Annotated in this window: 7 protein-coding genes; 3 read left to right on the top strand and 4 right to left on the bottom strand. The window is 59.5% G+C overall.

Annotated elements, in window-relative coordinates; translation table 11 throughout:
* Positions 1–9: 9 nt before the first annotated feature.
* Genes AAID99_RS02700 through AAID99_RS02690 form a run of 3 tightly spaced genes read right to left on the bottom strand, consistent with a single transcriptional unit; the run spans position 10 to position 4,487 of the window.
* Complete coding sequence (locus AAID99_RS02700) at positions 10–732, bottom strand: MarC family protein (protein WP_332348285.1); 723 nt, start codon at positions 730–732, stop codon at positions 10–12.
* Complete coding sequence (locus tag AAID99_RS02695; protein WP_498493093.1) at positions 732–2,825, bottom strand: lysylphosphatidylglycerol synthase domain-containing protein; 2,094 nt, start codon at positions 2,823–2,825, stop codon at positions 732–734. The genes AAID99_RS02700 and AAID99_RS02695 overlap by 1 nt, the downstream gene beginning before the upstream one ends.
* Before the next feature lie 36 nt (positions 2,826–2,861).
* The gene (locus tag AAID99_RS02690; RefSeq protein ID WP_188425222.1) at positions 2,862–4,487 is read right to left on the bottom strand and encodes a lysine--tRNA ligase; all 1,626 of its coding nucleotides are present in this window, start codon (positions 4,485–4,487) and stop codon (positions 2,862–2,864) included.
* Positions 4,488–4,664: 177 nt separating this feature from the next.
* On the opposite strand from AAID99_RS02690, the gene AAID99_RS02685 reads away from it, so the two are divergent.
* From AAID99_RS02685 to AAID99_RS02675, 3 genes are all read left to right on the top strand, one after another.
* Complete coding sequence (locus AAID99_RS02685; protein ID WP_498493092.1) at positions 4,665–7,553, top strand: ATP-dependent DNA helicase; 2,889 nt, start codon at positions 4,665–4,667, stop codon at positions 7,551–7,553.
* A 13-nt stretch (positions 7,554–7,566) separates the two neighbouring features.
* Positions 7,567–8,631 (top strand): glycosyltransferase family 32 protein, encoded by a 1,065-nt coding sequence (locus AAID99_RS02680; protein WP_188425220.1) that lies wholly within the window; start codon positions 7,567–7,569, stop codon positions 8,629–8,631.
* A gap of 133 nt (positions 8,632–8,764) precedes the next feature.
* On the top strand, positions 8,765–9,208 hold the full coding sequence (locus AAID99_RS02675) for a hypothetical protein (protein ID WP_188425219.1): 444 nt from the start codon (positions 8,765–8,767) through the stop codon (positions 9,206–9,208).
* Between the two features lie 140 nt (positions 9,209–9,348).
* Here the strand turns inward: AAID99_RS02675 and AAID99_RS02670 are convergent, their stop codons facing one another.
* Entirely contained in the window at positions 9,349–12,300 is a 2,952-nt protein-coding gene (locus tag AAID99_RS02670; protein ID WP_498494251.1) for a TonB-dependent receptor domain-containing protein, read from the bottom strand.
* Positions 12,301–12,515 lie beyond the last annotated feature (215 nt).

Below are 12,515 nucleotides of genomic sequence, written 5' to 3'. Positions count from 1 at the left end.
ATCTGTGTGTCAGGTCAGCAGATGCGCGTGTTTCAGCGCTGACATCACGAAGCCCTCAAGCCCCGCGAACAGGATCTGTATACCGATACAAAGCAGAATGAGGGCGGCCAGTCGGCTGACGATACGCGCGCCCGTTCTCCCCAGAGAGCTCACAATACGTTCCGCATAGGTATAGAGTAGAACAACAGTCAGAGCGACGGCGCATACTGCCAGAGACAGTGCCAGAATATAGCTCGCAGGCGACGCACCGAGCGTACGCCCGGAGCTCAGCGCAATCGCGACCGCGATACTGCCAGGCCCCACAGTAAACGGCATGGCGAGCGGAAAGAAGGCGCGATCTCCGAGATCACTCTCCTGACCCGCATTGTCATGATCGAAAACCTGACGCTCCTTGCGCGCCTCATTTTCTTCAGGAGCGAGCAGAAGAGTCCAGGCGCGTGACGCCACGACCAGCCCGCCAGCGACGCGCAAGGCATCGATACTGATGCGGAAAAAACTCAAAATCCAGCCGCCCAGCCAGACAGAGACCATGAGGATGATGAAGGAATAAAAACCCACCAGCCGCGCCAGCGTGACGACCTCGCGCTTTGGACGCCCCAGGGTCATCTGCGCAAAAATCAACGATGCCCCAAGCGGGTTGACGATAGAGAAAAGGGCCGAATACGCCATGAGCCAGATGGCGGTCACATCACTGAAATTGACCGGCTGCGTCAGCACATGGGGCAGATGCATCACCCGGCCCTGTCTGTACGTGCTTTGACCGACAGGAACCCCTTGGCGTTGAGAAGACGCTTCAGACGCTTGTGCTCGCTGCCCAGCACGGCTTTCACCGCCTGCAGATCCTGTGCAAGGCAGCACAGAACGCCCGATTCACCGGGGCCATTCGGGCACACCGTCATGCCGATATCATGGTAAACGCCGATCAATGCCTGCCCGACCTTGATGAAAGCAGGGTGACGCCCCTCTTCCATGGCGAGATCGCGCAATCGCCAGATCGCTGCAATGCAATCGTTCTCTGCCCCGGCCGGATCGCCAACACCGATAATGAACTGCCCGGTCCTAAGAAACGGAATCCCGGCACGGCCGTTGTCATTGAGTATGAGGCCGCTCGGACGGCGAGGACCCAATTCTTCGAGCGCATGCGCGAGGCTTTTATAGAGCGTCTCGCTCTCCCGATCCCAGGGCCGTACCAGAACCTGGCTGCGTCGCAGCATCTGGACGACAGCGACAATACCTAGGATGGCAGAAATACCCAGCGCCCAACGCACAACAGAGGTATGCGCATCATAGATGAGCGAGCGCCACCAGGCATGACCCAGATGCTGACGCAGGGCGAAAAGGCCGACGCTTGCGAGACTGACGACCCATAGTGTGACGGGCGCCATCAGGGTCGGGCTCAGCGGCTCGGAAAACAGCCGCGCCTTGCGATAATAGCAAGCACGGAAAGGCGCAATCAGGAACATCACAAGCGCAAGGCTGAGCGATATACCAAGCGGCCCCTGACGCAGAATGACCAGCGGAATGGCAAGACCGAGCAGAATCAGTGACGCGCGCCATGCCGCTGTGACACGCTGGGCCAGGCCTGCCGCAACCCCCACCAGCATGACACCTGTGAGGCACAGGAGAAACTCTGCCGCCTGCAGCAGAAGATGCGCGAATGGCGTGCCCAGAAGCGGAGCGGGCACCGCAACGGCGTAAAAGACAAGAAGAATACCCGTCCCCGCCACCACACCGGTCGCGACCGTCACAGAAAAATCGGCTTCCGATTCACGCACGACCTGACTGGGGCGCCGCATCAGGGCCACACCCGGGATCGCACCGCGGCGCTTGGCCCAAGCGGCATCGCCACGCAGGAACAGTTCGTGCACGGCAAACATGATGCCCGCCAGCACCAGCGGAATGATGTAATAGAAAAGCCGGAAAGTCAGTATGACGCCCAGAATCTGGGGGGTGGGCATATAGGGGCCAAGCGCCAGCAGCATCGCCCCATCGAAAACCCCCAGACCGCCCGGCACACTGGCCACCAGACCTGCCGTGTAGGATGCGATATAGATCGCGAGAAACGCCGGAAAGCTGATGGTCGCCTGAGGGGGCAGCAACACGAAGGCGATAAGCGCCGTCGCTGCCATATCGGCCGAGCTCACCACAACCTGCGCCAGAGCAACACGGAAGCCCGGCACGTCGAGCGTGTAGCGCCAGATCCGCATCTGGCGATAGCGCACCGAGACGACAAGATAGGCCAGAACGGCCATCCAGGCGGCGGCACCACCGCATTGTAACAGCAGATGGGGGAGATGATCGATAAGCGGAATATGGGATGGCTCGAAAAGCAGCACCCCACCGATCAGCGCCATTGCCCCAAGCAGATAGGTGGTCGAGCAGAACGCGATGATCTGGGCAATACCGCCCGGAGAAACACCCCAGTTGCGATAGAGCCTGAAACGGACCGCTGCGCCTGAAATCGCCGAGCATCCGAGATTATGCGACAGCACATAGGAGCAGAAGGCCGCGAAAGCCGTTCTGAGAAAAGACTGCTTCGACCCGATATGATAGCAGGCCAGCCAGTCGTAGAAGGAAAGAATGAAATAGGACAGAACCGTGCAGCCAACACCCGCCGCAAGTGCCTGGGCAGGAATGGCAGCGAAGGCAGAGCGTATCTCTGACAGCGAGAGCGATTTCAGCTCTTTCTGGATAACAAAGATCGCCGCCACAAGCAGAACGAGGCCGACCAGCGCCGGAAGGCGGCAGGCCAGCCGACGCCATGGGCTGGCCTGCTTCGCCTCGCCTTCTTCACAGCAGGATGTTGTCTGTTCCTGAACGGTCATGAACCCTCGATTAAGGCTGACGATCGTCTCTCTTTCTCACTGAACCGCTTCCTCGACATGGGCGTCGCGGGCAAGCGCCCCTTCGATCAGCGCCACGGTTTCCGGCAGACCGAAAAGTGAGGCGAAGATACCGAAACGCGGCCCTTCAGTCTGACCCAGAAGCACTTCATAGAGGCACCCGAACCACGCGCGCAGCGGCTGGATCTGATGCTTCTTGCCGATTTCAAAGACGATGTCCTGAACTTCAACCGGAGATAGGCTCGCATCGGCCTGTTTCAAGGCGTCTGCCAGATCCTGCAGTGCCACGCGCTCCAGATCGGTCGGCGCACGGAACGTCTTGGCCGGACGAACGAATTCCTTGAAATAGACCAGCGCATGGCCGACCAGACGGTCGACATAAGGATGAGTCTCGGGCGAAAGCGAGGGATCATAACGACGAAGGAATTTCCAGAGCGTGTCGCTGGTTTCGGCATTGGCAACCGAAGCCAGGTTGAGCAACGCCGTGAAAGAGACCGGGCTCGACAGACCGCTATCGATTTCACCGCCATGAATGAACCAGGCCGGGTTTGCCTGCAGAACCAGCGGGTCCTGCGTCTCGACCGCCTTGTCCAGATTGGCCAGATATTCGTCCATAGCCCGCGGAATCACGTCAAAAAACAGACGCTTGGCGCGCGTCGGCTGGTTGAACATGTACTGCGCCAGACTCTCGGGCGGTGCGTAATGCAGCCACTCATCAATCGAAAGCCCGTTGCCCTTGGACTTGCTGATCTTCTGCGCGTTCTGATCAAGGAACAGCTCGTAGGTCAGCCCGGCAGGGGGTGCCTTGCCGAGAATACGGCAGATCTTGCTCGACAGCTTCACGCTGTCGATCAGGTCCTTGCCCGACATTTCGTAATCGACGCCCAGCGCGAACCAGCGCATGGCCCAGTCGGCCTTCCACTGCATCTTGGCGTGACCGCCCAGAACGGAGGTCTCGAATGTCTCCCCTGTCTCCGGGTCTTTCCAGGCCACCGTGGCGGCGTCGGGGTCAACCTTGATGACAGGCACCTGCATGACCTGACCGGTGCGGGGATGAATGGGAAGCACGGGCGAATAGGTGGCGCGGCGCTCGGCACCGAGTGTCGGAGCGATGGTCGCCACGACTTCATCATGCACCTCGAGCATACGGCGCAAAGCTGCATCGAAAACGCCGGAGGTGTAATAATCGGTCGCCGATGCAAATTCGTAATCGAAGCCGAAGCGATCCAGGAATTCGCACAGCATGGCGTTGTTATGCGCCGAAAAACTCTCGAATTTGCCGAACGGGTCAGGGATGCGGCTGAGCGGCAGACCGAGATGCTGCGTCAGCATCTCCTGGTTCGGCACGTTGCCCGGCACCTTGCGCAGGGCATCCATGTCGTCAGAGAACGCCAGTAGACGCGTCTTGCGGCCTGTAAGCTGCTCATAGGCCTGACGCACCCACGTAGTGCGGGCAACCTCGCCAAACGTCCCGATATGGGGCAGGCCAGAGGGGCCATAACCGGTCTCGAGCAGAGCAGGCGCCTCGCCACCGCGTGCCTCGACATGGGCCGCGATTTTTCGCGCCTCCTCGAACGGCCAGGCTTTTGGCAGCGCAGGAGCATCAGGAGGGAGCGGGGCGTTGTTTTGAATGCTGTCGGACATGATCGGATGAAAACTAGAAATAGTTCCTCGCCCGGTCAAGCAACATGGCGTTACACCCTTCCTGAATAGCTGTTTTTGACGCGGGTTCCCTTGGCTTTAGCCAGGCAGACGCTTCGAACGAACTCAGAGACGTTCCCTCGCTGGTAGTACGCCCCTCTAACGTCTAGACTGACAGCGATGCCCACGCCTTCTCGCGCCTCGCCTTACGATGCCCCCGCCCTGATCTCAACACGCGCTCGTGCCTCGATCCTGACGCCGGATGGCGAAATCCTGTCGCTTGAGGCTCAGGAGGCGACGTCGTTGCTCGCAACCCTGCCTGCGCCCCTTCTGATCCATGGCCCTGCAACGATCAGGCGTCTGGGGCTGACCCCACCGGGACAGGTCGTTCCCTGGTTTGATCTGCTCGAGCTTTTCCTCTTTCTCTTTCCAACGCGCGCCGTCGTGCCGACACCGCGCGGCATGGGGCTGGCCCTTGGCCTCACCCCGCCCGAGCATTGCGAGGCAGATTTTCTCCTTCTCCTGCTCGAGAAGCTTCGGCAGGCCCTCGACTCCATGGTCACGTCGCGAGAAGTCGAAACGCTACGCAGCCTTCTGCCTCTGCTTTCCCGCGCAGGATGGGCCTGGGCCAGCTTCGTGGAAGACGCTCTGGAGGCCCATCCAAGCCAGCATCGTCACCCTTACGAGGCCCTGCGCGTCTGGCGTCGGCTGCCCCGATGGGAGGAAATGGCCCAGAGACCGCCGCCGGGCAGCCGACCGGTGGCTCCCGCGGAAGCAAGAGCGCGCCTGACGCGCATTCTTGGTGAGGGCGCAGAGACACGACCGGGTCAGGCCGATTATGCCTCGGCGGTAACGCAAGCCCTTGCCCCGAGAGAAGGCGCAGGCATTCCCGAGATCGTTCTGGCAGAAGCCGGTACAGGCACAGGCAAGACACTGGGCTATATCGCCCCCGCCAGTGTCTGGGCCGAGCAGAATGATGGCCCTGTCTGGGTCTCGACCTATACGCGCCATCTGCAGCGCCAAATCGAGCAGGAACTCCGGCGCCTTTATCCTGACGATGCAGAGCGTCGTGAGGCCGTCGTGCTGCGCAAGGGACGCGAAAACTATCTCTGCCTGCTGAACATGGAAGACGCGGTCAATACGCTCGCCTCACGCCCCTCACCCTCCCCTGCAGCACTGATCGGTCTCTCGATGCTCGCACGCTGGGCGGAGGCCACCGAGGATGGCGATCTCATGGGCGGCGATCTGCCCGGCTGGTTCGGGGATATTTTCGGCGGCAGCGTTCTGTTCGGCATGGCCGATCGTCGCGGCGAATGCATCCATGGCGCCTGCCCGCATTACCAGACCTGCTTTGTCGAGCACTCCATCCGCCGTGCAAGGGGCGCACGTCTGGTCATTGCCAACCACGCGCTGGTTCTCTCCCAGGCCAGCTGGTCCAGCCTGGCCCGTGATGATGTGCCGGATGAGGACCAGCTTCCAACGCGCTACTTCTTCGATGAGGGGCATCATCTGCCCGAAGCGGCAGATAGTGCCTTCTCCCTCGCCCTTTCGGGACTTGAAGCGGCAGAACTCCGGCGCTGGCTGCTCGGCGCCGAAGGAAGCCGCTCACGTGCGCGCGGTCTGCGCCGCCGCCTTGAGGATCTTGTTGCCACCTCTCCCGTTCTGGATGCACCGCTCGAAGCCATACTGGGCGCGGCCCATGCCCTGCCCGCGCCCGGCTGGCTCGGTCGGCTGAACGGCGAGGACAATGCCCCCCAGCCCAGCGTGCCCGACCTTATCGCCAATCCTTCGGAGCAGTTCTTCCAGGCCCTCAGGGCGCAGCTCGAAGCTAGGCGCATCGGTACGCAAGGGCAGGATTCATCAGAATGCGGGCTGCATCCCGCAGGCGAGGCCCTGCGCGAGGCGACAGAGCCTCTGGATACCGCGTTACGCCGCTTGCTTAATCCGCTGCAAACCCTGGTCGAGCGCCTGAAATCCCTGCTGAGCGAGCCCGATGACGCGCTCGAAGCCGCCCAGCGTCTGCGCATAGAGGCCATGATCCGCTCGCTCAGGCGCCGCGCCATCGCCCGTGTCGAAGGCTGGATTGCGATGCTCGACACGGTGCTGAGCGAGGAGGATAGTCCGGAAGGATCGTTCATCGATCTGATACGCACGGAATATGTTTCCGGCAGGCAGGGTGAGACCGATATCGGGCTGCATCGCCACTGGCGCGACCCCACTATTCCTTTTGCCTCGGTCATGCAGGGACCGGCGCATGGCATGCTCATTACCTCGGCAACGTTACGGGATCAGACACCCGTCTCAGGCCCGAACGGGCCAGATCCCCGTCAGGTAGAGCAAAGCTGGCTTGCGGCAGAAATGCGGCTTGGAACCCCGCACTTCATCAAGCCGCCCTTCCGCGCCTCACTGCTCAGCCCGTTCGATTACGCGCATCAGACGCGCGCGCTGATCGTGACCGACGTGCCGCAAAACGATCTCGACGCTTTGGCCGGCGCTTATCGCCTGCTGTTTCTGGCCTCTCAGGGTGGCGCGCTGGGTCTGTTTACGGCCATCTCGCGCCTGCGCGCCGTGCACCAGCGCATTGCAGCGCCTCTCGAAGAGGCCGGATTGCCACTCTATGCCCAACATGTCGACACCATGGATAATGCCACTCTGGTCGATATCTTCCGCACCGAGCTTCATTCCTGCCTGCTCGGCACTGATGCCATGCGAGACGGCGTGGATGTGCCCGGTCAGGCCCTGCGCCTCGTCGTATTCGAAAGAACCCCCTGGCCACGGCCCGACATCCTGCATCGCGAGAGACGCAGGGCCCTCTCTCCCGACGACCCGCGCGACTATGATGACCGCCTGACCCGCATGAGACTGCGACAGGCTTTCGGCCGGCTGATCCGCAAAGGGGATGACCGGGGCGTCTTTGTCATTCTCGACCGGCGCATGCCTTCACGTCTGCTTTCGGCCTTTCCTGAAGGCGTCGCCGTCGAACGCGTCAGCCTGGCCGAAGCCGTGCGCCAGATCGGCGCTTTTCTGCCCGCCGACCCTGCAGCGATGCTGCCCGGACCTGATATGTGAAAGGAGCAAGGTAATGACCGAGACGGCCCTGATCACGATGTTCGGTGATGCGCTCATCACTTCCGAAGATATTTCGTCCGATGCAGCGCTCACCGGCATCGTGCTGGAACGAGGTCATGCAGGATTGCTCGGCATCAAAGAGAAACACCTGATCAACGCGCCATCCTCTTTTCAGCTCGCAGCACTGCGCCCAGGCGTCTATCAGCTGCTGGACGCGCAAGGTGCGCTCTATTCACACGCGCCAGATGGCACACGGGACCACGAAATGACCCGACCGTCCTGGAGCGAACTCTCCTGTCTGCTTCTGAAGCGCTTCCCTTTACTCGCTCCAGCCTCTGACGCATCCGGGGCCATTCCCCGATTGCTGCATTTCATCTGTAACGACCGCAACACGCTCGACCCGGCCCTCGTTGCCAACATCACGAGAACGACAGAACTCAATCCCGGCTGGGCTGTCCATATCTGGGATGAAGCGTCACGCTTTCAGTTCATCTCGGAGCATTACGGCTGGGAGGTGTTGAAAATCTACCTGATGATCGGCGCCGAATATGGCGCGGCAAAAGCGGATTTTTTCCGCTATCTGCTGATCTATCGCCTGGGCGGGGTCTATCTCGACCTCAAATCATCCATGTCGCGCCCGCTCGACACGATCCTGCGACCAGATGACCAGTATCTGCTCTCACAATGGAACATGTCAGGCTCGGGCCGCTACGCAGGCTGGGGCCGTGGCGCCTCCATCGCCTATGTGGCGGGTGGAGAATATCAGCAATGGTTTCTGATCTCCCGCCCCGGCCATCCTTTTCTGAGACGGGTAATCCAGCTCGTCATGACAAAGATATTGAGCTATCGCCCTGAGGTGCATGGTGTCGGTGCTGTCACCACCTTCAATATCACCGGCCCGCACGCCTATACCAAGGCGATTTATCCTGTCCTTACGCAGCACGCCCATCGTGTCTTTGATTCTGAGGCTGACGGCCTTCTCTATTCGACCGTGGAAAACCATCGCGACCGGAGCGGCAGTAATTACCGCGAAGCTCGCGGCCCGCTCGTGACGGGGAATGATTCCTATCTCTGCTAAAGCCTGTCCAAACGCGGGGTAGTTTTCTTGCCCCGATAGCTGGAAATGCGCGTCCAGCTTGGAGGTAGAGTAAACCCACACAGGAACAGATTTCTGCGAGGCAACAGTGACTGTCCAGCAGATCCGGATTGATATGAACCAGCAAATCCTGAACGACCTTGTCGACCGCCTAGAAGAGGACGCCTTCAATTACAGCGTTTTCCTCAAATATTATGACGTGTCCCTACCGGCATCCGTCGGCAGGGATATCATCATCAAGGCAGCGCTAGGGTCATCGGCAAAACTGGGTGGCATTCAGAAAGCCGAGAAAGCATCCGTCTGGCCCACTCTGAAGAGCAACCTGATGTATTGGGACAAATATGGTGGGCCAGCGGCGGCATCAATCCAGTCCGACAGGTTTCTTGCATTGCTCGAGAATCTCGAGAATGAGGTTCGGCATTTGGTAGAAGCCGCCGACACGATCGAAGCATTCTGGCTGGAAACCGGACATCCCGCATACCCGGTCTTCCGGGACTTCGCCTATCTGTTCCAAAGCGACGCGAGCGCCGGTATCCTCGTCGGATCGAGCTCAGACTGACCAAGGCACCGCTGGAATAAAACGTCGGAATAAAACGTCGGAAACGACAAACGGGAGAGCGGCCTTGCAGCCGCCTCTCCCGCTTGCCTCATAGCGCAAGGCCGGTTTCTCCCGACGCAGTAACGCGCCGGGAGGAAACATCAGAAGTTCACGCCAGCCTGCAGGAAGACATAGCGGCCCATATAGAGATCGCCATAAAGCCCTGCGGCACTGTTCGTTGAGGCATCGGCCACGAAAGGCGGTTGCTTGTCGAACAGGTTGTTGACACCACCGGTAAAGTTCCAGCGGTTGAGGCGGTAATTGACCGTCAGATCATGTGAGAAAATGCCGGGCGTCTTGTAGCGGCCATAGCCGAGCGCCGTGCTGAGATCCTGCGATCCGTTGTTCCAGACCATGCCACCCGTATATTTGAGCATATAGGTGACGCCCCAGTTGCCATGCTGCCAGTTGAGCGTGGCGTAGTCGCGCACGCGCGGCTGGCCCGTACCCGACTGATACATCAAACGACCGGCATAGTTGTACCACTGACCGCCCGGCTCGTTCTGCTGCAGATAGCTGATGAGCTGCTGGAAGTTGTTGCCCAGCGTCACCACGTCCTTGCGCGTTACACGGATGCGATAATCGAGATCGAAATCGATACCGCTCGTGCGCAGGCCACCGATATTGGCGTAAAAATCGGTCACCGAATTGAGCTGGCTGGTGCCGGAAACACGCGTGATATTGTTGCAATAGCTTGAGCTGGCACCCGTGTAGCACTGGTCAAGAATATACTGCGAGCTCAGATAGGAGATCATGTTCTTGATCGTGTAGTGCCAGTATTCAACCGAAGCCGACAGACCCGGCACCCAGCGTGGCGTGATGACCGTGCCGATCGTGTAGGTACGGCCCGTTTCCGGCTTCAGCGATGCATTACCACCATAGAGCGTCGGCACCTGACCCGAATTGGCCGCGACGAAGGTCGAGGTGTTGATCCCTTGCTTGGCGCAATTTGCGACGACATTCGCCGACAGCGAACCATAGGAGCTTGCCTGCGCGCACGGATCGGTTGCCGAAGCATAGCCAAGGCTGCCACCCGAATAGAGTTCATAGACGTTCGGCTGACGATAGGAGCTGCCGATGGTTGCACGGAACCGGATATCGCGGATCGGCGCCCAGTTGATTGAGGCCTTCCAGTTCTTGGTGCCACCGAAGGTGCTGTAGGACGAATAACGCCCCTGCGCATCGATGGTCAGATCCTTGGCGAGAAACACATCACGAAGCAGCGTGGCCTTGCCCTCGAGATAACCTTCCGTGACGTTGAACCCGCCACCGGTGTAGGAGGCCGAGTTGGTGAGCGTATCACCGGAAGCCACGACGGCATCGGGGTGATAGGCCAGCTGCTCGCCACGATGTTCCATACCCAGCGCGAAGCCCAGATCGCCACCGCCCTTCCAGGGCATGGTCGCGACATGGTTGTTATGCATGCGCAGGTTCAGGTCACGCAGCTGATAATAGTAATGATCGTGGCTGGTGTAGTTGGAGTACGCCGCAGCAGCCGAGGAAAGAGGCTTGAACGGATCGGAAAGCACGCAACCGGAAGAGGCCTGGCAGACCGAAGGATTATAGACCAGAGCGCTGCTGGAATCGGTCGGATCGACCTGCTGCAGCCCGTATTCCTGAAGCAGCTTGGCGTAGTTGCCCACACCGGACATCTGCGATGTTACCTGGTTCCAGCCATAGGTGTAGGACAGGTCATACATCCAGCCATGGGTGATTTCGCCCTTGGCGCCAGCAATGGCCGTATAGGTGTCGGTAGCGGTTTCGGTACGACGGTTACCCCATTCGCCATAGCGCTTGTACATCAGCACGTCTTCGCCAAACGTGTTGTAAGGCGCGTCAGCAGGGATAACGAGGCTCGACGGCAGATTGGACGGATAGATGCTGCCCGTCATCGGCTCAGGGGCCAGCATCGTGCTGGATGTGCGATGGCTGTACTGGAAATTGGCATAGGGCGTGAAATGCTTGTTCACGTCGTAATGCGCATCGAAAGACAGCGTCGAGTTCTGCAGCGAGTTGGTGAGGGATTGCTGCGAACCGTAATTATAGCGGTCGGCTGACGTCGCGGTGTGATATCCCGAGCCGCTGGCATTCGGGATATAGGTACCGGAATCTGTAAAATACTTGCCGGTGGTCGGAATGGATGAACCGAACAACAGATCGGAGGCGTCGACCGGATCGTTGGTCTGCACGTTACGCGACCAGGCGCGGTTGCGCTGCATGATGCCGCTGGACGTCATGTACGAACCAAACAGGGTGACGTTGCCCTTGCCGTGGTCGAAATTCCAGCCCTTGTAACCAGAGATCTGACCCGTCTGGCCATCGCCAACATCGGAGATGCCACCCTTGACGGTAATGTTCGCATCGTTGAGGTCGTGGCGCATCTTGATGTTGATCACACCGGCCACAGCGTCAGCGCCGTAAAGCTCCGAACCGCCATCTTTCAGGATTTCGATGCTTGCAACCTGAAAGACGTTGATCGTGTTCAGATCGACGCAGCTGTTATTGCCGTTGAGCGTCGTGCGCTTGCCGTCAATCAGCACCAGCGTACGGTTCTGCCCGAGATTGCGCAGATCGACGCAGGAAGAACCGCCGGTACCATTGGTCTGCGAGTTATAGGTGCCGGATGAACCAACAGAAGGCAGGCGCTGCAGATAGTCACCAACCGTGCTTGCGCCGGTCTGCATGATCTGCTTGGCCGTAACGATCTGCACCGGGTTGGCATTGGCGTTGTTCGAGGTGCTCAGAGCAGAACCCGTCACGACGATATTTTCGCTGCCACCGCGCGAAAGGCTGTCTGCAACAGGGGCAAAGGCATTGCGCTGTGCCGATACCGTGCGCGCCGCCGGCTGAACCAGCGGCGCGGCGCCGGCTGCGGGAGCGGTTGTGGCCTGCTGGCGGGCAACAGACGGCGCTGCCTTCTTCGCCACACGCTTATGCGTCTTGTGAGCCGGAGCCGTAGCAGATTGTGCCGCATGGGCAGTCTGCGCGTGACCCAGAGCAAGTCCGGCGCCGAGCGTGGAGACAAGCAGTAGTCGTCGCTTGTTCCTGATCATCTTCATAGTGTTTTCGACCTCCAAAAGGCGTTCTGGAGACGAAAAGATTTCACAAACGAAATCAGGTCCAGTGTCTTATTTCACTTCGACATTCCCCGATTCATATCATTGTATTTTTATCACATCGTTACTTACCTAAGTTGTAATGCGAACACATATATTACTTTAGGAGATCGAAATTACCCTTGAGAAACATTCCGTTCCAGATCGAAATT

The organism is Asaia sp. Ae19-3 (assembly GCF_059801175.1).
This window is presented reverse-complemented; position numbering and strand designations above follow the sequence as displayed.

Bases quoted from the DNA above. Each gene is read 5' to 3' on its own strand.
- AAID99_RS02690 (WP_188425222.1), bottom strand. From the start codon at position 4,487: ATGTCCGACAGCATTCAAAACAACGCCCCGCTCCCTCCTGATGCTCCT.
- AAID99_RS02675 (WP_188425219.1), top strand. From the start codon at position 8,765: ATGAACCAGCAAATCCTGAACGACCTTGTCGACCGCCTAGAAGAGGAC.
- AAID99_RS02700 (WP_332348285.1), bottom strand. From the start codon at position 732: ATGCATCTGCCCCATGTGCTGACGCAGCCGGTCAATTTCAGTGATGTG.
- AAID99_RS02695 (WP_498493093.1), bottom strand. From the start codon at position 2,825: ATGACCGTTCAGGAACAGACAACATCCTGCTGTGAAGAAGGCGAGGCG.
- AAID99_RS02670 (WP_498494251.1), bottom strand. From the start codon at position 12,300: ATGATCAGGAACAAGCGACGACTACTGCTTGTCTCCACGCTCGGCGCC.
- AAID99_RS02680 (WP_188425220.1), top strand. From the start codon at position 7,567: ATGACCGAGACGGCCCTGATCACGATGTTCGGTGATGCGCTCATCACT.
- AAID99_RS02685 (WP_498493092.1), top strand. From the start codon at position 4,665: ATGCCCACGCCTTCTCGCGCCTCGCCTTACGATGCCCCCGCCCTGATC.